The organism is Sphingomonas sp. 28-62-20 (assembly GCF_002281505.1).
On record NZ_NCGH01000002.1, the window covers coordinates 32,983 to 51,665 of the forward strand.

General features: G+C 60.7%; 23 protein-coding genes. 22 read left to right on the forward strand and 1 reads right to left on the reverse strand.

The genetic code is table 11. From position 1 onward, the window contains the following. The first annotated feature begins 44 nt into the window (after positions 1 to 44). The 4 genes from rpsP (at position 45) to B7Y43_RS01480 (ending at position 2,482) form a co-directional block, all read left to right on the forward strand. Positions 45 to 533 (forward strand): 30S ribosomal protein S16, encoded by a 489-nt coding sequence (rpsP, locus tag B7Y43_RS01465; protein WP_374129842.1) that lies wholly within the window; start codon positions 45 to 47, stop codon positions 531 to 533. Continuing rightward, a complete protein-coding gene (rimM, locus tag B7Y43_RS01470; RefSeq protein ID WP_374129843.1) occupies positions 533 to 1,009 on the forward strand; it encodes a ribosome maturation factor RimM in 477 nt (158 codons plus the stop codon). Before rpsP ends, rimM begins: the two co-directional genes overlap by 1 nt. Before the next feature lie 77 nt (positions 1,010 to 1,086). Beyond that, positions 1,087 to 1,629, forward strand: coding sequence for a hypothetical protein (locus tag B7Y43_RS01475; protein WP_374129844.1), 543 nt, complete (start codon positions 1,087 to 1,089; stop codon positions 1,627 to 1,629). 4 nt (positions 1,630 to 1,633) lie between these two features. Next, positions 1,634 to 2,482, forward strand: a complete 849-nt coding sequence (locus B7Y43_RS01480; protein WP_374129845.1) for a TIGR04222 domain-containing membrane protein — start codon at positions 1,634 to 1,636, stop codon at positions 2,480 to 2,482. Here B7Y43_RS01480 and B7Y43_RS01485 read toward each other — a convergent pair whose 3' ends face one another. Continuing rightward, complete coding sequence (locus tag B7Y43_RS01485; protein WP_374129846.1) at positions 2,483 to 3,766, reverse strand: diguanylate cyclase; 1,284 nt, start codon at positions 3,764 to 3,766, stop codon at positions 2,483 to 2,485. Positions 3,767 to 3,877: 111 nt separating this feature from the next. Between B7Y43_RS01485 and B7Y43_RS01490 the strand changes: the two genes are divergently transcribed. From B7Y43_RS01490 to B7Y43_RS01575, 18 genes are all read left to right on the forward strand, one after another. Beyond that, positions 3,878 to 4,156, forward strand: coding sequence for an AbrB/MazE/SpoVT family DNA-binding domain-containing protein (locus B7Y43_RS01490; protein WP_374129847.1), 279 nt, complete (start codon positions 3,878 to 3,880; stop codon positions 4,154 to 4,156). Then, a complete protein-coding gene (locus B7Y43_RS01495) occupies positions 4,153 to 4,533 on the forward strand; it encodes a type II toxin-antitoxin system VapC family toxin (protein ID WP_374129848.1) in 381 nt (126 codons plus the stop codon). The genes B7Y43_RS01490 and B7Y43_RS01495 overlap by 4 nt, the downstream gene beginning before the upstream one ends. Further along, the gene (gene trmD / locus B7Y43_RS01500) at positions 4,530 to 5,273 is read left to right on the forward strand and encodes a tRNA (guanine(37)-N(1))-methyltransferase (RefSeq protein WP_374129849.1); all 744 of its coding nucleotides are present in this window, start codon (positions 4,530 to 4,532) and stop codon (positions 5,271 to 5,273) included. Before B7Y43_RS01495 ends, trmD begins: the two co-directional genes overlap by 4 nt. 1 nt (position 5,274) lies before the next feature. After that, complete coding sequence (gene rplS / locus B7Y43_RS01505; protein WP_374129850.1) at positions 5,275 to 5,667, forward strand: 50S ribosomal protein L19; 393 nt, start codon at positions 5,275 to 5,277, stop codon at positions 5,665 to 5,667. A gap of 140 nt (positions 5,668 to 5,807) precedes the next feature. After that, complete coding sequence (locus B7Y43_RS01510; protein WP_374129851.1) at positions 5,808 to 7,166, forward strand: DUF418 domain-containing protein; 1,359 nt, start codon at positions 5,808 to 5,810, stop codon at positions 7,164 to 7,166. 162 nt (positions 7,167 to 7,328) lie between these two features. Next, complete coding sequence (locus B7Y43_RS01515) at positions 7,329 to 9,533, forward strand: DPP IV N-terminal domain-containing protein (RefSeq protein ID WP_374130176.1); 2,205 nt, start codon at positions 7,329 to 7,331, stop codon at positions 9,531 to 9,533. A gap of 77 nt (positions 9,534 to 9,610) precedes the next feature. Continuing rightward, positions 9,611 to 10,969 (forward strand): DUF418 domain-containing protein, encoded by a 1,359-nt coding sequence (locus tag B7Y43_RS01520; protein WP_374129852.1) that lies wholly within the window; start codon positions 9,611 to 9,613, stop codon positions 10,967 to 10,969. A gap of 61 nt (positions 10,970 to 11,030) precedes the next feature. Continuing rightward, complete coding sequence (locus tag B7Y43_RS01525) at positions 11,031 to 12,059, forward strand: aspartate-semialdehyde dehydrogenase (RefSeq protein WP_374129853.1); 1,029 nt, start codon at positions 11,031 to 11,033, stop codon at positions 12,057 to 12,059. 32 nt (positions 12,060 to 12,091) lie between these two features. Then, positions 12,092 to 12,337, forward strand: coding sequence for a hypothetical protein (locus B7Y43_RS01530; protein ID WP_374129854.1), 246 nt, complete (start codon positions 12,092 to 12,094; stop codon positions 12,335 to 12,337). Then, positions 12,337 to 12,744, forward strand: coding sequence for a type II toxin-antitoxin system VapC family toxin (locus B7Y43_RS01535; RefSeq protein WP_374129855.1), 408 nt, complete (start codon positions 12,337 to 12,339; stop codon positions 12,742 to 12,744). The genes B7Y43_RS01530 and B7Y43_RS01535 overlap by 1 nt, the downstream gene beginning before the upstream one ends. Beyond that, the gene (locus B7Y43_RS01540; protein ID WP_374129856.1) at positions 12,741 to 13,184 is read left to right on the forward strand and encodes a GFA family protein; all 444 of its coding nucleotides are present in this window, start codon (positions 12,741 to 12,743) and stop codon (positions 13,182 to 13,184) included. The genes B7Y43_RS01535 and B7Y43_RS01540 overlap by 4 nt, the downstream gene beginning before the upstream one ends. Beyond that, complete coding sequence (locus B7Y43_RS01545; RefSeq protein ID WP_374129857.1) at positions 13,181 to 13,936, forward strand: alpha/beta fold hydrolase; 756 nt, start codon at positions 13,181 to 13,183, stop codon at positions 13,934 to 13,936. The genes B7Y43_RS01540 and B7Y43_RS01545 overlap by 4 nt, the downstream gene beginning before the upstream one ends. A 58-nt stretch (positions 13,937 to 13,994) precedes the next feature. Beyond that, a complete protein-coding gene (locus B7Y43_RS01550) occupies positions 13,995 to 15,854 on the forward strand; it encodes a M2 family metallopeptidase (RefSeq protein ID WP_374129858.1) in 1,860 nt (619 codons plus the stop codon). Positions 15,855 to 15,877: 23 nt separating this feature from the next. Next, positions 15,878 to 16,456, forward strand: a complete 579-nt coding sequence (locus B7Y43_RS01555) for a TetR/AcrR family transcriptional regulator (protein WP_374129859.1) — start codon at positions 15,878 to 15,880, stop codon at positions 16,454 to 16,456. A gap of 81 nt (positions 16,457 to 16,537) precedes the next feature. Continuing rightward, a complete protein-coding gene (locus B7Y43_RS01560) occupies positions 16,538 to 17,431 on the forward strand; it encodes an SDR family NAD(P)-dependent oxidoreductase (protein ID WP_374129860.1) in 894 nt (297 codons plus the stop codon). Positions 17,432 to 17,537: 106 nt separating this feature from the next. Further along, positions 17,538 to 17,768 (forward strand): 50S ribosomal protein L31, encoded by a 231-nt coding sequence (rpmE, locus tag B7Y43_RS01565; RefSeq protein ID WP_374129861.1) that lies wholly within the window; start codon positions 17,538 to 17,540, stop codon positions 17,766 to 17,768. 73 nt (positions 17,769 to 17,841) lie between these two features. Next, positions 17,842 to 18,177, forward strand: coding sequence for a PilZ domain-containing protein (locus B7Y43_RS01570; protein WP_374129862.1), 336 nt, complete (start codon positions 17,842 to 17,844; stop codon positions 18,175 to 18,177). A gap of 14 nt (positions 18,178 to 18,191) precedes the next feature. Beyond that, positions 18,192 to 18,674: a hypothetical protein gene (locus B7Y43_RS01575; protein ID WP_374129863.1), complete on the forward strand. Its 483-nt coding sequence runs from the start codon at positions 18,192 to 18,194 to the stop codon at positions 18,672 to 18,674. Positions 18,675 to 18,683: the final 9 nt, after the last annotated feature.

Here is an 18,683-nt window from a genome sequence, read left to right on the forward strand (position 1 = left end):
TTCGGCCAGCAATTATCTGATCAGAAAGAAGAGAGAACTAGATTATGGCACTGAGCATTCGTTTGTCGCGTGGCGGCTCCAAGAAGCGTCCTTATTACCGCGTTGTCGTTGCTGATGCCCGGTCCCCGCGCGATGGCCGCTTCATTGAGAAGATCGGCACCTATAACCCGCTGCTCGCCAAGGACAGCCCAGAGCGCATCAAGCTCGACACCGACCGCGCCAAGCATTGGCTGAGCGTCGGCGCGCAGCCGACTGATCGCGTCGCGCGTTTCCTTGACGTACTGGGTGTCAAGGAACGTCCGGCCCGCAGCAACCCCAACAAGGGCAAGCCCGGCGAAAAGGCCACCGAACGCGCTGAAGAGCGTGCCGAGAAGCTGAAGGCAGCCGAGGAAGCCGCTGCCGAGGCAGCCGCCGCTCCCGCGCCTGAGCCCGAGCCCGAGGTTGTCGCCGAAGAGCCAGCCGCTGAAGAAGCGGTCGCCGAGGAAGCGGCACCTGCAGCCGCCGAAACCGAAGAAAAGCCTGCTGAGGCATAATGCCCACGGATCGCCCCGTTACCCTGGCCGTCGTGATCGGCGCGCATGGGGTGGCGGGGGAGGTGCGGCTGAAGGTCTTCGCTGAGGACCTGAAGCCGTACAAGAGTTTCAACCAAGGCGCTTTCACGCTGAAATCCGCGCGCGTCGGCAGCAATGGCACGATCGCGCGTTTTGCCGAAATTGTTGATCGCAACGCGGCAGAGGCGATGCGCGGCACCGAACTCACCGTTCCCCGTTCGACGCTGCCGCCCTTGGCGGAGGGCGAATATTATCACGCCGATATCCTGGGGCTGCCGGTGATGACCGATACGGGCGACGCCGTGGGGATCGTCGTGGCGATCGACAATTTCGGTGCTGGCGACGTGCTGGAAATTGAACGCCCGGACAAGAAGCGTTTCATGGTGCCGATGCGGGTGGAGGCGGTACCCGAATGGGATGACGCCCGGCTGATCATGACGGCAAGCTATATAGGCTAACGCCCCCTTGCGCTTTAACTCCCACTATGTTAGTGGGAGTTTAGATGCATGAGTTGTCCGTTCCTTCGGCGCCTCCCTTGGATCACCCGCTTTGGTCCAAAATTTCCTGTTATTCGATCGGCCCTGCAGACGCGGCCTTTGGCTTTGCTCAACGGCTTGCGCGTGAGAATGGCTGGACGGTTGCTTACGCCAACCGCGTCATTGAGGAATATCGTCGCTTCTGCTTTTTAGCAGTCACAGCGGGGCAGGAAGTTACCCCCTCCGACGCCGTCGATCAGGCATGGCACCTGCACCTTACCTATACCCGTGACTATTGGGCGCGTTTTTGCCCTGATGTCCTGGGCTGCGCGCTCCATCATGGCCCAACTGCGGGCGGTGATGCCGAGCGCCATCGATTTTTCGATCAGTACGCTGCCACGCTGAAGGCCTATGAAGCGGTCTTCGGCTTGCCCCCGGCCGATATCTGGCCCGGTGCGCAGCGGCGGCTGGTTGAGGACCCGAAGGCGTGGCGGGTCACCCCACGCGACTATCTAATCATTTCCAGGACGTCGCTGCGCCGGTGGTCGCTGTTCGCACTTGCCGGATTGACCGCTGCGATCCTGTTTTGGTGGAGGAGCTGAAGTCATGGAATTTGTGACCGGATTTGGCGTATTCGATCTTCCCGGTGGGGCATTTCTGGCGCTCTATGGCGCCCTGTTCGTAGTGGCGATCACCGCCAGCTTGGTCCTCGCTCGCGTAATGCGACCTGAGGGCCGTGCAATCCCCGAAAGCGACCCTGATGCGCTCGCCTATCTGACCGGGGGCAGGGCGCGCATGGCGGAAAGCCTGGTTGCAAGCCTGTTAGAGGCAAAGGCGCTGATGATGGAGGGCAGCAATAGATTGAGGATCGTCGCGCAACCCAGCGATGCACGCCCGGCGGGACGGGCGATATTGGCGCTACCTTCGCCCGCCTCTTGGGCGGCGGTAGCGCGCGCGGCGCGGTCACCGGCCGCGGCAATCGAGCAGAAGCTGATCCGATCCGGCCTGATGATCGACAAGGCGGGCATGATGCCGCTGCGCTTATGGCAGGCGGCGCCCTTTCTGCTGCTGATCGGCTTTGGCGCGATCAAGTGGCAAATCGGCGTAGCGCGCGACAAGCCGGTCGGGTTTCTGGCCGCCTTGCTGGTCGTGACGTTGGTCGTTGCGCTGATCCGGCTGCTGGCGGTTGATCGCCGAACGAAGGGCGGCCTGGCGGCGCTGTCAACGGCAAGGGAGCGCTTCGAGCGCCTGCGCCGGGCCCCCGCTGCGGGTGAGGCGGCGCTCGCGGTGGCGCTGTTCGGCACAACGGTGCTGGCAGGTTCAGCGCTGTCCGACTTTCACCGGATGCGCGCGGCGAGCGGCGGAGACGCCGGGGTTGCGAGTGACAGCGGGTCGAGCGACGGCAGCAGCGGAGGGGGCTGTGGCGGTGGTGGTTGCGGCGGGTGCGGTAGCTGATCAGACTGCGCGCTGCGGCCTTGCAGCGACGAGGACGGTCGGGGCGGGCATGACAAGGCGGTTTCGGCCCGCGCCCTTTGCCGTGTAGAGATTGATATCGGCGATCTTCATCGCAACGCCAAAGCTGGACTCGCCGACCAGAACAAGGCCAACACTCGCCGTGACTGGTCGGATCAGTTCAGGCACCCGATCGGCCGCATATCGCGTGATGCGTTGCCGCAGGCGTTCGGCTTGGTCCTGCACCTCTTGAGCGTTGCCATAGAGCAGCAGCACGAATTCTTCGCCGCCAATCCGCCCAACCTCTGCATTGCCCGAGGCAAGCGCCGCGCCGGCCGCCTGGATCACCCGGTCGCCCACATCATGGCCATGATGGTCGTTCACCGCCTTGAAGAAATCGAGATCGACAATCGCGATGGCATAAGGCCGCCGGTCGGCAAATGTCCGCTCAATAGCGCGTCGATTGTTGAGGCCGGTAAGTGGATCTTTATGGGCGATGACATGCAGCGCACTCGCCGTTGCGCGCGCCTCGTCATGTTGGCGCTTCAGCCGCAAAAAGCGATCAGCAATGCCCAGCGCGGTCAACATCACCTCCAACCCCAGCGCGCAGAACAACGCGAACAGGAAGATTGGAAAGGGCGTGCCAAGGACGATATCGTGAAACAAGCTTATCCCATAAACCGCCATTACGGCTGTCCATGCCGCAGCCTGAAAACGTGCCGTCCGGCTGCCGCGGCGCCACGCCTGGGTCAGGGTGAAACCCATCAGCCCCAGCGTCCCCAAAAGCACGGCATTGCGCAGCGCCATATAGAGCGGCCATTGCAGCAACATCGCCGGCGTGGTGAGCATGATGAGCGGGCCGGTCCAGGCCAGCATTTTGTATAGTCGTGCCGACAGCATGCCGGGTTCGATATAGGTCCGGATAAACGGACCAGTGACAGCGATCGATAGATCGAACAAAATGCAGATGTAAACTTGCCGCGCGACACTGTCGGTGCCCAGCGCGGAGCCCATATCGAGCGGTGACAACCCGACGGTCAGCGCGAAATAGATCAGCGCACGCAAGCTCTGCCAAACCAGAAACCGCTCGCGCAGCACGGAATAAAATGCCGCGTTGTAGACCACCGAAAAGACCAGCAGCCCCAGGAAAATGCCTGTTAGGGCGCCGTCCCAACTCATCTGGGTATGGTCGGCAAAGCTGGATTGTGCATCGGCGGGCGCCGCGCTCCACGCAGCAGCGAGGATGACTAATCCTGCGGTGATCCGCGACAAGGTACGCCCGAGCATGAGCAAGGTGTTAGGGCGGCCTGGTAAGAATGACGTTAACGACGTTGCGACCGTCGATTGACGTAGCGACGGGTGCGTGGTATATACATTATGTATATACATAGGTGCGCTATGGCCGACGAATATCAGGGCAAGACATTCAAGTCAGGCAATTCGGTCGCGCTGCGCCTGCCCAAGGGCATGGGCATCCCCGAAGGGATCGAGGTCCGCATGGTGATGGAATCCGCGATGACATTCCGGGTCGAACCAGTCGAGGCACCCCGGCGCAAGATCGACATCAGTGGCTTCTGGGGAAAGGCCCCTTGGCTGGAGGTGCCACCACGCGAGGATTTCGAGGAACGGCCTAGCACCATAGCGCGGCGGGCGAGAGAGGCGCGTGGCGAGGAATGATCCACTATCTGATCGACGCAGATTGCGCGGTTTATGCGATGGTCGGGCGGTATCCAGTGCTCAATAATCGCTTGTCGGGATGTGAGGCTGGGACAGTGGCGATATCTGCTATCAGCTTTGCGGAAGTGGCGCTGGGAACGCATTGTGGAAAACCACCACCAAGCGACGTGCTCGACGCCTTCATTGCCGCGATCCCGCTGTTACCGTTCGACGAGGCGGCCGCCCGCATTTTCGGACGCTTACGGTTTAGTCGCTCCCGGCTGCATGACCGGTTATTGGCGGCGCATGCGCTGAGCCTGGGGGCAACGATCGTGACGAACAATGAGGCTGATTTTGGCGATGTGCCAGCGTTAAAGACCGAGAACTGGACGCAATGACTGGGCCATACACTTTCGCCGCCACGATCCTGACCCTCTATCCCGACATGTTTCCCGGGCCACTCGGCCAGTCGATCGCAGGGCGCGCGCTCGCCGAGGCGAAGTGGTCATGCAATGCCGTCAACATCCGCGACTTTGCGACCGACAAGCACCGGACCGTCGATGATACCCCGGCGGGGGGTGGGGCCGGGATGGTGCTGCGTGCCGATGTCGTGGCCGCGGCGCTCGATAGCGTGGCCGATGACCGCCCGATCCTGGCGATGACGCCGCGCGGGGCACCGCTGACACAGGCCCGCGTCCGTTCGCTTGCCGGCGGCCCCGGCACGATTATCCTGTGCGGCCGGTTCGAGGGTTTTGACGAGCGCATCTTCGATGCGCGCCCCATCGAACAGCTCTCGATCGGCGACTATGTACTGTCGGGCGGGGAGATGGGGGCGCTGGTGCTGCTCGACGCTTGCATTCGGCTGCTGCCCGGCGTAATGGGCGCGGCTTCTAGCGGCGTGGACGAGAGCTTCGAAACGGGGTTGCTCGAATATCCGCACTATACCCGACCACCGGTGTGGGAAGGGCGCACGATCCCCGAAGTGCTGCGATCGGGGGATCATGCGAGGATTTCGGCATGGCGAAAGCTGATGGCCGAAACCGATACACGGCTAAGGAGGCCTGATCTTTGGGAGCGTCACGACGGCGCTCGGGTCAATCCTCCCTCTGGCGCGCACGAACAGACGAAGGAAGAATGAGATGAATCTCATCCAGACGATTGAAGCCGAGAACATCGCCAAGTTTCTCGAAACCAAGTCCATCCCCGATTTCCGCCCCGGCGACACGCTGAAGGTCGGCGTGAAGGTCGTCGAAGGCGAGCGCACCCGCGTCCAGAATTACGAAGGCGTGTGCATCGCGCGGTCGAACAAGGGCATGGGCAGCAACTTCACCGTGCGCAAGATTTCGTTCGGCGAAGGCGTGGAGCGCGTTTTCCCGCTTTATTCGCCCAACATTGATTCGATCGAAGTCGTCCGCAAGGGCGTCGTCCGGCGCGCCAAGCTCTATTATCTGCGCGGCCTGCGCGGCAAGCGTGCGCGCATCGCGGAACGTCGCGATCCACGCGCAGCCAAGGGCGGCACCGCCGCCGAATAAGCTGTCTGGCAGCAGCCGGTTGTCCATCATGGAAACGCCGTGCCCGGCTTTATCGGTCGCGGCGTTTTTCGTTTTGGTGGGCGCTTGCTTGTCCCGCTGTATTAGTAATATAATGCACTGGTCAATTGGGGGCTGCAGGGATGACGGACGCAACAATCGCCAGGACAACCGAGCCCGACGGTGCGCCGCGCCTTGCGATCATGGACATTCTGCGCGGGGTTGCGATCCTGGGCATTCTCTTCATGAACATCAACGATATGGGGCAATCACTCAACGCCTCGTTCGACGATATCCGTCATCTCGGATGGGCACCCGCTGACCAGCTAGCGTGGTGGATCCGCGAAATTCTGGCCAACGGCACGGCGCGCTGCCTATTGGAAATGCTGTTCGGCGTTGGCATGGTTATCCTGACCGATCGGTTCGCGACAGCGGCGAGTGGCTGGGCCGTGCTGCGTCGTTATTATGTGCGCAATATCGTGCTGTTCCTGTTCGGCGTGGTGCATATGTATATTCTGCTGTGGCCTGGCGATATCTTGCACAGCTATGGTCTGGCGGCGCTGGTCGCCGTGCTGTTTCGTCGGCTGCGCCCGCGCTGGCTGCTGACCATCGGCCTCAGCATGGCACTGATTCAGCTGACCATGGGGGGCTATTTCGGCTATTATCAGGGGCTGCAAAAGCGTGCGCAAACCGTCGCGATTGAAGCAAAGCAATCGGCTGGCCAGAAGCTGACTGCGGACGAAACCAAAAAGCTAAAGGCGCACATCAAGGCAAAGGCCGAAAGCGCCAAGCGCGAAGCCGAATTCAAAAGCAAGGTCGCCGCCGAAGACAAGGGCCGTTCCGGCACAGGCCTTAGCTGGATTTGGGCCCAAATTCTGGTGTCCTGGGATCGATTCCCCAGCTTCTTTGAAATCTTGTCGATCTGGGAAGCGGCCGGGACGATGCTGATTGGCGCTGCGCTCTACAAGATGGGCATTATCCAGGGGTTACGATCGCGGCGCTATTATCTTGGCATGCTGATGATCGGCTATGGGATCGGCGGCACGTTGCGGGCCATCGGGGCCTGGGAGCAGACGCGGTTCGATGATGGCCCGCATACATTTTGGGCGACCATGGAAGTGGCGCGGTTATTGATGACAATCGGGCACATCGGCCTCGTCCTTGTGATGGTAACGTCGCCGCTTGGGCAGCGCCTGTTGCGCCCCTTTGCAGCGGCAGGACGAACGGCCCTGTCCGTCTATGTTGCGCAGACGCTGATCACCTTATGGGTCATCTTCCCGCCCTGGGGTCTCGCCCTTTACGGCAAATTGAGCTGGGCGCCGCTAATGCTGCTCGCCCTGGCGATCAATGCAGCGCTGCTGATCTGGGCGAACCTCTATGTCCGCTATGTTGATATCGCGCCGGTCGAATGGCTATGGCGATCGATAATCGCTGGCCATCGGCTCCCTTGGCGTGAGCCGCAAACCCATCGGCCAGTGACGGCGTTACCGATTCCTGCCTGACCAGAGCGGCCCGCACTCCGCCCTTTACCTTCCGGCACGCCGTCGCGATACAGGCGGCGTCGCTCGCGGTCGGCGGGCTATGAGAACGGAATTGGGAGATGATCGTTGCGGCAATCGGCGGGTCGGCGAACAAGGGAAATGATGAAGCTATTTGCAGGCGGCATGCTGCTCGCCACCATGGGGGGTATCGCGATGGCTTCTGACACGCCGGCAAGCCCACCCGCGCTGACCCTAAAGCGCGTCTTCGCTAGCCCCGATCTGGCGGGCCCGCAACCGCGCGCGCTGCGACTGTCGCCCGATGGCAGCCTGCTCACGTCGCTGCGTGCACGCGCCGAAGAAAAGGAACGTTTCGATCTCTGGGCGCTTGATACCAAGACAGGCAAGGAGCGGATGCTGGTCGATTCCAAGCAAATTGGATCGGGCGCCGAGCTGTCCGAAGCAGAAAAGATGCAACGCGAGCGTGCCCGGATCGGCGGGTCGCGCGGGATTGTCACTTATGATTGGTCCCCGGATAGCAAATCGATCCTGGTGCCGCTGGATGGTGACCTGTTCATCGCGACACTTGACGGCAAGGTTTCGCGGCTGACCGATACCAAGCAAGGCGAGCTCAATCCCGTAATCAGCCCGGCGGGCGGCTTTGTCAGCTTTGTGCGCGATCAGAATCTCTACGTTCAGCCGCTGGCCGGCGGCCCGGCAAAAGCGCTGACAAGCAGCGGCCAGGGCACGGTACATTGGGGCGAAGCAGAGTTCGTCGCCCAGGAGGAAATGGACCGCCGCACGGGATATTGGTGGTCGCCCGGCGACCGGTTGATCGCGGTGCAAAAATTTGACGATGCGCCCGTTGGCATCGTCACGCGTACAGCGATTGGCGCGGAAGGGACCAAGGTTTTCGATCAGCGTTATCCAGCCGCCGGCACACCCAATGCGCTGGTCGAACTGTATGTGATGAAGCCTGATGGATCGGCACAAGTGAAGGTCGATCTCGGTCAGAACCCCGATATCTATCTGGCCCGCGTCGACTGGACGCCCGATGGCAAAACCCTGCTCGTTCAGCGCGAAAATCGCGACCAGACCGTGCTCGATATGCTCAGCGTCGACCCGACGACCGGCAAGTCGACCGTGATGTTCACCGAAAAATCGGGCAAGCGCAGCTGGATCAACTTGAGCGACAGCTACCATATCCTGCGCGATGGTAGCCTGATCTGGCGATCCGAACGCAGCGGCTTTGGCCATCTCTATCACTATCGCGCGGGCAAATGGACTTCCCTTACCCAGGGCGATTGGGTGGTGACCAATTTGGTCGGCGTCGATGAAAAAAAGCGGCGGCTATTCTTCACGGGCAACAAGGACGATGTGCTCGAACAGCATCTTTACACGCTCGACCTCGCCAATCCCAAGGCGATTACACGGCTGACTGAGGGCGGTTGGTGGAATAACGCGGCGATGGATGCCGCCGCCACGCGCCTGATCATCAGCCGTTCCAATCCCAATCAGCCAGCGCAAATCTATCTCGCCGATAGAAGCGGCAAGCGGACGGCGTGGATCAACGAAAATCCAGTGAAGGAGGGGCACCCTTATTATCCCTATCTCGCCAGCCATCGCCCGCGCCAGTTCGGCACGATCAAGGCCGATGATGGCACGACGCTCTATTGGGAAATGATCACGCCGGTGATTGAGCCGGGCAAGAAATACCCGGTTTTCTTCCAACATTATGGCGGCCCCGGCACCGGCCAGCAGGTGACGCGGGGCTGGAACGGCACGCTCGCGCAATATCTGGTCGATCGGGGCTATGTTTATTTCCAGATCGACAATCGCGGGTCCTATAATCGCGGCAAGGCGTTCGAAGACCATATCTATCACGCGATGGGCACGGTTGAAGTTGCCGATCAACTGGCGGGTGCCAAGTTCATCAAGGCCCAGCCTTTCGTGGATGCAGACCGGATCGCAACCTATGGCTGGTCCTATGGCGGCTATATGACGATCAAGATGCTGGAGGCGAATCCGGGCGTCTATGCCGCCGGCATTTCGGGCGCACCGGTAACTAAGTGGGAATTGTACGACACCCATTATACCGAACGGTATCTCGGCGATCCGCACAAGGACCCGGCGAGCTATGCCGTATCGAATGCGCTGGCCGATGCGGCCAAGATCAGTGATCCCCTATTGCTGATCCACGGGATGTCGGACGACAATGTGGTGTTCGACAACTCGACCGCCTTCGCCGCCGCCATGCAACGCAGCGCGCGGCCATTCGAAATGATGTTCTATCCGGGCCAGACGCATCGGGTCGGCGGCCCGGGCATCAGCGAGCATTTGTGGACGACGATCCTCGATTTCCTTGATCGGCGCCTGCCGGCAAAGAAATGACTGATCGGCAGAGGCGGCCTTGATTGACCGCCCCTGCGTCAGTGATTAGCGCTTCTTGATCCGGGGGATGTTTGACCATGACGACACCAGCTTTGGCACCGGTGACCGGCAGAGCGCGGATCGACGTGCTGGATATTCTGCGCGGCATTGCCATTCTCGGCATTTTTTTCATGAACATCCCATATATGGGACAGAACAGTATCCTGGTGCAGGAAAATATCCGCGCCATTGGCTGGACATTGGCCGATCGCTGGACCTGGGCGGTCATCGAGGTGCTTGCCGAAGGGACGCAGCGCGGCTTGCTCGAAATGCTCTTTGGTGCCGGGATGATGGTGCTGACGACCAAGGCGATGCTTCCTGATGGGCCCGTCGCTATAGCGGATCTTTATTATCGCCGGAACTTGTGGCTGCTGGCTTTTGGGCTGTTCGACGTTTTCTGTTTGTTATGGGTCGGAGACATTCTCCACATCTATGCGCTTGCCGCCTTATTTCTTTTTCCGTTTCGGAAGCTGGCGGCGCATTGGCTGGTGGTGATCGGTATGAGCTTTGCCCTGGCAACGGTGGCGATGGGAGCCGGGGAGTATCTTGATCGGACGGCAATGATCGCCAAGGTCGAAAGGGCGCAGGCGCGCCAGCACGCTGGCCAGCCGCTATCTGTCCCGGATCGCGAAACGCTTAAGACATGGCAGACAAAGCTTGAGTCCATCCGGGGCAATGACGCGCAAAAAAAGGCCGCACAAGAGGAAGATGCGGCACGTCGTCCCGGCGCGAGCTTTATCGCCTATGCCTCGCTAATGTGGTCGGAATGGTTTGGATTGCAGGGCAAGGGCTTCACAGTCGCCTTTGTCATTGAGGCCTTTTGCGCGATGTTGATCGGCGTGGCGCTGTGGAAATGGCAGATAATGCAGGGGGGGCGCAGCACCGCTTTCTATCTCGGCATGATGCTGCTCAGCTATGGTATCGGCACGACGATCCGGGTGATCGGGGTAACCGAGATTTTCGCCTTTGCGCCCATCCCCAAGACGATCTGGATGACCGAAGAGTTTGGTCGGCTGGCGATGACGCTGGGGCATATCGCGCTGGTGAACCTGGCGGTGAAAACAGCGATCGGGACCGCGATCCTGGCACCGTTCAAGGCAGCGGGGCGGATGGCCTTCTCCCTCTACTTCATGCAGCAGTTCCTGGCGCTTTATGTCCTGTTCGCGCCCTTCGGCCTGGGCTTGTACGGCAGGTTCGGTTGGGCAGAGCTGTCCGCCATTGCCGCCGCGATCGTGATCGGCCAGCTCATTTTCGCAAACATTTATATGCGGGTGTTCGTGGCCGGACCACTTGAATGGCTGTGGCGCAGCCTTGCCTATGTTCGCTGGCAGCCCCTGCTGCGCCGCCGGGGGGATTTGCCCGTAACGATACAAGAACATGCGCCAATAGTCGCCTGACTGGCTGGACAAACACAGCGGGAAGCGTATGCGACCGCGTGAAGTCCATGTGGAGCATATTATGGGATATCGGATTGTCGTTGTCGGCGCGACAGGCAATGTCGGGCGTGAAATGCTCAACATCTTGGCCGAACGCGAATTCCCGCTGGCCGATGTTGCTGCGGTCGCCTCGTCACGCAGCCAGGGCATTGAGATTGATTTCGGCGATAGCGGCCGGATGCTCAAGGTCCAGAATCTCGAACATTTTGATCCCACCGGCTGGGATATGGCGTTGTTCGCGATCGGCTCCGAAGGCTCGCGGCTGCACGCACCACGCTTTGCCGCGGCCGGGTGTACCGTCATCGACAATGCATCGCTCTACCGGATGGATCCCGATGTGCCGCTGATCGTGCCAGAGGTGAATCCGCAGGATATTGATGGGTACCGGCGCAAGAATATCATCGCCAACCCCAATTGCTCGACCGCGCAGATGGTCGTCGCCCTGAAGCCGCTGCATGATTATGCAACGATCAAGCGCGTCGTCGTGTCGACCTATCAATCGGTGTCGGGCGCCGGCAAAATGGGGATGGACGAGCTGTTCGAGCAGAGCCGCAACATCTTTGTTGGCGACAGTGCGGAGGCGCACAAGTTCACCAAGCAGATCGCGTTCAACGTGATCCCGCATATCGGCGATTTCCACGACGACGGATCAACGTCTGAAGAGTGGAAAATGGTGGTCGAAACCAAGAAGATTCTCGACCCGAAGATCAAGGTCACGGCGACCTGCGTGCGCGTGCCGGTGTTTGTCGGCCATAGCGAAGCGATCACGATCGAGTTTGAGCGCGAGATTTCGGCCAAGAAGGCGCAGAGTCTGCTGCGCGAAGCCCCCGGCGTAATGCTGGTCGATAAGCGCGAGGATGGCGGGTACGTGACCCCGATCGAATGCGTCGGCGATTATGCGACCTTTGTCAGCCGCGTGCGCGAGGACCCGACCGTCGACAATGGCTTGGTGCTGTGGTGCGTCAGTGATAACCTCCGTAAAGGCGCGGCGCTAAATGCGGTGCAGATCGCGGAATTGCTGGGGCGGCGGCATTTGAAGAAGGCGGCTTGAGCGGCCGATAGCATTTTGCTATCACTGCTGCGATGAAGCAGGTTCTTGTCCGTAATCTGGCAGATGAAACCGTTGCCGCGTACAAGCGGGCGGCGCGCGACAATGGGCGATCGCTTGAGGCGGAGCTTCGCGATGTGATCGAACGCGGTCGGCCCAAGCAGCGATTGTCGCCCGAACAGCTTCGGTCGCTGGTATCGCACCTGCATGCACTGACACCGGATAGCGCGGCATTGATCGATAGCACGGCGCTGATCCGCGAGGACCGCGACGCACAGTAATGCTCATCGTCGATGCAAGCGTCGTGATGAAATTGCTGACGCGTGAAGGGGGATCGACGATCGCGATCGATCGAGTCAGTCGAGCGCAGGAACGGACTGCGCCAGATTGGATCCAAGCAGAAATCGCCAGTGCCCTTGCCAAAAAGGTGCGCTACGCGGGGCTGCCGATTGAAACGGCCCGGGAGGCATTTGCGGCGCTGCCATTGATCATGCCCGACCTTGCGCCCACTGCGCCGCTATTAGCGTCGGCGATCGAGCTTTCGGTCGAGCTATCGCACGCGCTGTACGATTGTTTGTATTTGGCGCTTGCGCTGCAAACCGGGGGTAAATTGCTCACCGCTGACCACAAATTCGTGACAGTTGTCAGCTTGTCGCAGTATCATCGTCAAGTGGAGCTACTGGAATGATAACGGAGCATATTGGAGGCGGCTGCCGCTGTGGCGCGTGCCGTTACACGCTGGCGGTTGATACGATGCCCCCAGTCTATGCCTGTCATTGCCAGCATTGCCAGACCTGGTCGGGCAGCGCCTTTACCGAACAGGCGATGATCCGCAGCGATGCCATCACCGCCGCCGGACCAATAGTGGAATATGCCGCAGAAAGGCCAAGCGGAGGTGTTTCGACCCAGCATGTCTGCAGCGTCTGCCATACGCGGCTGTGGAACACCAACACGGTGTGGCCGGCAATGGCGGTAGTACGCGCGGGGACGCTTGACGCTGCCGAGACGCTCAGCCCGCTGATGCACATCTGGACCAAGCGCAAACAGCCCTGGCTGACGATCGACCCCGCTGTGCCGAGCTTCGAGGAAAATGCGCCCCCCGCCGCGTTCATGAAGCTGATGGCATGACAGACCCGACCATCCACCACTTTGCTGGGTTCGACGGTGCCGATCTTGTCTGGCGGGAGATCGGGGAGGGGCGGCCGCTGCTTCTGCTGCATGGGCTGTTCTCGGACGCCAACACCAACTGGATCAAATACGGCCATGCCGCCGCGATTGTCGCGCGCGGCTTTCGCGTGATCATGCCCGATCTGCGTGCGCATGGCGACAGCGCCAAGCCGCACGAGGCGTCCGCCTATCCGCTCGACGTGCTGGCAAAAGACGGTCTGGCGTTGGTCGAGCATCTGGGGCTCAGCGATTATGATCTCGGCGGCTATTCGCTTGGCGGGCGGACGACGGGGCGGATGCTGGTGCTGGGCGCGAAACCCCGCCGCGTGATTTTTTCTGGCATGGGTTATGAGGGGCTCACGCAGACCGGAAAGCGCATCGACTTTTTCCGCCATGTTCTCACCCATCCCGGCGCCTTTGCCAGCGGGTCTGCGGAATGGTTGGCCAGGGCCTTCTTAAAGTCCAGCGATGGCGACCCCAAGGCGTTGATCCATATACTCGATACCTTCGTCAACATGACCGATGCCGATTTGGCTGCCATTACCCAGCCCGTGCTGGTGCTGTCAGGCAAGGATGATTTCGACAATGGATCGGCCGAGGCACTGGCTAGGGCGCTGCCACAGGCCAGTTATGTCGAGGTGCCCGGCAATCATATGAGCGCGGTGGTGAAACCCGAACTGGGTGAGGCAATTGCGCGCTTTTTGGCGGGTTGACCCTATTGGCGCAGTCTGGTCCTGTAGGCCCATTAAAATGAAAAGCAGAGGAATGCCCATGAACCGCCTCCCCGCATCGGTTTCGTTGTCGGCCATCGCGCTGACGATCGCGCTGCTCTCCAGCCCGGCAACCGCCAAGGATAAGAAGCCCGCCGCTGAAGCTGCGACCAAGACGGTGGCGCTCACTGCTGCAGACGCCGATGCCTTTGTGGCTGCTGCCGAAAAGCAGCTGGCTGAATATTCGATCGACGCCAGCCGCATCCAATGGGTGAACGCCACCTATATCACCGACGATACCGATGCGCTCGCCGCCAAGTCCGGGGCCGAGGGCACCGAACTCGCGGTCAAGCTCGCGCTTGAAGCAGCCCGGTTCCAGAAGGTGGCGGACCTCTCGCCCGATACAATCCGCAAGCTCGATCTGCTGCGCGGCACGATCACGCTGCCAGCCCCGACCAAGCCGGGTGCCGCCGATGAACTGGCGACGATCGTCACGCGGATGTCCTCACAATATGGCAAGGGCAAGGGCACGCTTGATGGCAAGCCGATCAACGGCAGCGATATCGAAGCGGCGATGGGCACGATGCGCGATCCCGCCAAAACAAAGGAAATGTGGGTCAGCTGGCACGACAATGTCGGCGCGCAAATGCATGACGATTATGCCCGCAGCGTGGTGATCGCCAACCAGGGCGCGACCGAACTTGGCTATCCGGATGTCGGCGCGATGTGGCGCTCGGGCTATGACATGAGCCCCAAGGAATTCGCCGCGCTGACTGATAAATTATGGCGCGAGGTTGAGCCGCTCTACCGCGCGCTCCACGCTTATACCCGCGCCAAGCTCAACGCGAAATATGGCGATGCGGTGCAACCCAAGACTGGACCGATCCGCGCCGATTTGCTGGGCAATATGTGGGCGCAGGAATGGGGCAATATCTATGACATCGTCGCGCCCAAGGGGGCAGGTGACCTGGGCTTTGATACCGGCGATCTGCTCAAGGAAAAGGGCTATGATCCGCTGAAAATGGTCAAGGCGGGGGAGGGGTTCTATTCCTCGCTCGGTTTTGCGCCGCTGCCCGACACCTTCTGGGCCCGCTCGCAGATTACCAAGCCGGCCGACCGCGACGTGATCTGCCATGCCTCGGCCTGGGATCTCGACAATCTCGACGATATCCGCATCAAGATGTGCACCAAGGTGAATGGCGATGATTTCGTCACCATCCATCACGAATTGGGGCATAATTATTATCAGCGCGCCTATAAGGCGCAGCCGTTCCTCTACAAAAATGGGGCCAATGATGGGTTCCATGAGGCGATCGGCGATTTCGTCGCGCTGTCGATCACGCCGCAATATCTCGTCGATATCGGCCTGCTCGCCAAGGAAAAGGTCCCAAGCGAGGATAAGGACATTGGCCTGTTGTTGAAGCAGGCAATGGACAAGGTGGCGTTCCTGCCCTTCGGTTTGCTGATCGATCGCTGGCGCTGGGGTGTTTTTTCGGGCGTGATCAAGCCGACAGGCTATGAAGCGGCCTGGAATGCCATGCGCCTGCAATATCAGGGCATCGTGCCGCCGGTCGACCGCGACGACACTCGGTTCGATCCTGGCGCGAAATATCATGTGCCGGCCAGCGTGCCCTATACCCGATACTTCCTCGCGCGGTTGCTGCAGTTCCAATTCTACGCCACGGCCTGCAAACAGGCTGGGTGGACTGGACCGCTGCACCGCTGCTCATTCTTCGGGAATAAAGAAGTCGGTGCGCGGCTGAATGCCATGCTCGAACTCGGCCAATCCAAGCCGTGGCCCGATGCACTCCAGGCCTTTACCGGCAGCCGTGAAATGTCCGGGCAGGCCATGGTCGATTATTTCGCCCCATTAAAGGCCTGGCTCGACAAGCAGAATGAGGGAAAACCGACCGGGTGGTAACACCAACGCTCTCCAAAGACCCGATGCCATCAACGCGCGACCGGCTGATCGATGCTGCCTTTCGGGTGGTTGCGCGCGAGGGGCTGGAGGCGGCAAGCGTTAAGGTGATTGCGGCCGAAGCCGGGGTGACGACCGGGCTGGTCCATTATCACTTCACGCGCAAGGAAGAGATGCTCGAGGCGGCACTGCGGCATGGGCTCGACGCTTATCTTCAGCGCAATCGGACGCGACGGGAAGCAACCCCGCAACACCAACAGATTGAAGCGTTTTTCGCTGCCGCGCGGGAGGCGGTCGAGCCCGATCGCGATTTCTTCAAAGTGCGGCTGGCGCTGGCCGCGCGGGCGATGACGCAACATGCGCTGGTCGAATCCATCGAGGCGATCAACGCGGCGGCGGTGGAAGAGGTCGCTCTGGTCTTTGCCGCTTCGCGTGGCGAAACTGAGGCGACAACGCGGGATCGCGCGCTCGCGGCCACGCTCAAGGCGGCATTCGATGGGATCATGCTGGCGTGGATCAACAATCCGCAATTCCCGATCACCGCCGCCGCGGAGATACTGGAAGAAGCGGCGATTATGTGGGTGCAGGAACCCCGCTTGCTCTAGGCAATTGCGCATGAGGCTGGATTTGCTTGTGGATTGAGCCACGCGCTGATATTGGTTGGTTAACCAACTCAGGAGCGAGCAATGCGGATTGTGATGACAGGCGCCACCAGCGGCATCGGGCTGGAGGCTGCAAATGCGCTGATCATCATACCGGGCGTCTCACTCGTCATCGGCGCAAGGCGGCCGGAGAGCCTTCCGGCAGCGCTGATCGGTCGCGTGACGGCATTGCCGTTGGATCTCGACAATCTCGACAGCGTCACCCAATTTGCCAGTGATGTAGCCGCGCTGGGGCCGATCGACGCAGTGATCGGCAATGCCGGCATTCAAATCGTCTCGCCGCAGCGCAGTGCGCAGGGGTTCGAGCGCTGCTTTGCCGTCAACCATCTCGCCCATTATCTCTTGGTGCGTCGGTTGCTGCCGCATATCGCCAAGAACGGTCGGATCATCCTGACGTCTAGTGGTACGCATGATCCCGACCGCAGCACTGGCATCCCGCCACCGCGCCACGCCAAGGCTGAATGGCTTGCCTTCCCCGATCGCGACCCAGCAGCAGACCCAAGCCCCGGCTTGGCAGGCAGGCGCGCTTATTCGACCTCCAAGCTCTGCAATCTGATGACGATCCGTGAGCTGCCCCGGCGGAGCGGTGACCGACCCGATCTGACCGTGCTGGCGTTCGACCCGGGCTTTGTCCCCGGCACCGGGCTGGCACGCGATTATGGGCCAATGATCCGCTGGCTGTTCCGCCGGATCCTGCCAATCGTGGTGCGTGGAGAGAATGTCAGCACGGCTAAAGCGTCCGGACGGGCATTGGCGGCTCTGGCAAAGGATTCGGGCTTTGCTGGTGGCCGTGGTCTATATTGGTCAATGACGCGGCGGCGGCCGGTCGTCCGCACGCCATCGACGCTCGCGCGCGACGATGCTGCCTGTGCCGCCTTGTGGGAGGACAGCGCGACGCTAGTTGGCCTTGTGCCATAGGCGATTAGCGCAACGTCCATTGCAGGTCGGCCCCGTCCATGCTAGGCGCGCGCCCTTCAAACGTCCGGCTGGTCGGTAACCAGCCACAGACAAAGGCCCGATACCCGTGAAAAAAGATACCCATCCCGATTATCATTTCATCACCGTCCAGATGACTGACGGCACCAGCTATCAGACCCGCTCCACCTGGGGCAAAGAAGGCGATCTGATGACGCTGGAAATCGATCCGCTTGCACATCCGGCCTGGACCGGCGGCAATTCGCGGCTGCTGGATGCTGGTGGTCAGGTCGCGCGCTTCAACAAGCGCTTTGGTGGCCTGTCGCTCGGCAAGAAGTAAGCTGGCGGGCGTGTTAACGCCGCGTTAGCCCTGAACGGTTAGGCTTTGCTCATCTGGATGATGAGGATCGCTGATGTTCACTGCCGAATTCGAACCCGCGGAGACGAATGGACGCCGTCGCACGCCACGTGCGCCGGTGTCTCTCGACGCGCGGATCGGGCGGGGCGGACTTGACCGCACCTTGTGCCGGGTCGTCGACCTGTCGGTTTTCGGCGCAAAGTTGCAGACATATTCAACGTTACGCGTCGGATCGATGATCTGGCTGACCTTGCCGCAGCTCGGGCAGGTTGCGGCCTCCATCATCTGGTCAGACGATTTCGCCGCTGGCTGCCAATTCCAGACGCCGCTTGAGGAAGAAGCGTTCAACGCCCTGATCGAACTCGATCAAACCACCCGCCGCAATAGTTAGGCGGGCGTGCGCTGATGAAACGCTGTCCAAAATGCCGTGACAATGTATCGGATCAGACGACGGTCTGTCGGGTCTGCGGCCATAGTTTTTCAATCTTCGGCTTTCACCGAATCGCGATGATTCTTGGCCTTGGCACCGTCGTGGCGGTTAGCCTTGCCTCCTTGATCGACAGCCTGCCGACCCGTGATCCTCCCCCGCAGCCACCACCGGTCGCGCCAATCTCAACGCGCAACAGCTTTGCCGAAAACTTCCCCGCGCTGGCCAGCGATGTCCGTGCCGCGCGGTTCAGCAAGATGATCGCCCGATCGGGCGAGGCGTGCACAGCGGTCAAGAAATCATTCTATCTGGGCAGCCGCGACGGTTTAGCCTATTGGAATGTCCGTTGCGAAGGCTCTGGCGACTGGATGGTCCAGCTGAAAAATGATGCAACGATGACCCGCGTGGCCTGCGATTCCCACGCCGAGGTGAAGGCCAGGTGCTGGAAACCCTTTTCCTGATGCCGCGAT

Coding starts and splice junctions, on each gene's coding strand:
- rpsP (WP_374129842.1), top strand. CDS start 45: ATGGCACTGAGCATTCGTTTGTCGCGTGGCGGCTCCAAGAAGCGTCCT.
- rimM (WP_374129843.1), top strand. CDS start 533: ATGCCCACGGATCGCCCCGTTACCCTGGCCGTCGTGATCGGCGCGCAT.
- B7Y43_RS01480 (WP_374129845.1), top strand. CDS start 1,634: ATGGAATTTGTGACCGGATTTGGCGTATTCGATCTTCCCGGTGGGGCA.
- B7Y43_RS01485 (WP_374129846.1), bottom strand. CDS start 3,766: ATGCTCGGGCGTACCTTGTCGCGGATCACCGCAGGATTAGTCATCCTC.
- B7Y43_RS01490 (WP_374129847.1), top strand. CDS start 3,878: ATGGCCGACGAATATCAGGGCAAGACATTCAAGTCAGGCAATTCGGTC.
- B7Y43_RS01495 (WP_374129848.1), top strand. CDS start 4,153: ATGATCCACTATCTGATCGACGCAGATTGCGCGGTTTATGCGATGGTC.
- trmD (WP_374129849.1), top strand. CDS start 4,530: ATGACTGGGCCATACACTTTCGCCGCCACGATCCTGACCCTCTATCCC.
- rplS (WP_374129850.1), top strand. CDS start 5,275: ATGAATCTCATCCAGACGATTGAAGCCGAGAACATCGCCAAGTTTCTC.
- B7Y43_RS01510 (WP_374129851.1), top strand. CDS start 5,808: ATGACGGACGCAACAATCGCCAGGACAACCGAGCCCGACGGTGCGCCG.
- B7Y43_RS01515 (WP_374130176.1), top strand. CDS start 7,329: ATGCTGCTCGCCACCATGGGGGGTATCGCGATGGCTTCTGACACGCCG.
- B7Y43_RS01520 (WP_374129852.1), top strand. CDS start 9,611: ATGACGACACCAGCTTTGGCACCGGTGACCGGCAGAGCGCGGATCGAC.
- B7Y43_RS01525 (WP_374129853.1), top strand. CDS start 11,031: ATGGGATATCGGATTGTCGTTGTCGGCGCGACAGGCAATGTCGGGCGT.
- B7Y43_RS01530 (WP_374129854.1), top strand. CDS start 12,092: ATGAAGCAGGTTCTTGTCCGTAATCTGGCAGATGAAACCGTTGCCGCG.
- B7Y43_RS01535 (WP_374129855.1), top strand. CDS start 12,337: ATGCTCATCGTCGATGCAAGCGTCGTGATGAAATTGCTGACGCGTGAA.
- B7Y43_RS01540 (WP_374129856.1), top strand. CDS start 12,741: ATGATAACGGAGCATATTGGAGGCGGCTGCCGCTGTGGCGCGTGCCGT.
- B7Y43_RS01545 (WP_374129857.1), top strand. CDS start 13,181: ATGACAGACCCGACCATCCACCACTTTGCTGGGTTCGACGGTGCCGAT.
- B7Y43_RS01550 (WP_374129858.1), top strand. CDS start 13,995: ATGAACCGCCTCCCCGCATCGGTTTCGTTGTCGGCCATCGCGCTGACG.
- B7Y43_RS01555 (WP_374129859.1), top strand. CDS start 15,878: ATGCCATCAACGCGCGACCGGCTGATCGATGCTGCCTTTCGGGTGGTT.
- B7Y43_RS01560 (WP_374129860.1), top strand. CDS start 16,538: ATGCGGATTGTGATGACAGGCGCCACCAGCGGCATCGGGCTGGAGGCT.
- B7Y43_RS01570 (WP_374129862.1), top strand. CDS start 17,842: ATGTTCACTGCCGAATTCGAACCCGCGGAGACGAATGGACGCCGTCGC.
- B7Y43_RS01575 (WP_374129863.1), top strand. CDS start 18,192: ATGAAACGCTGTCCAAAATGCCGTGACAATGTATCGGATCAGACGACG.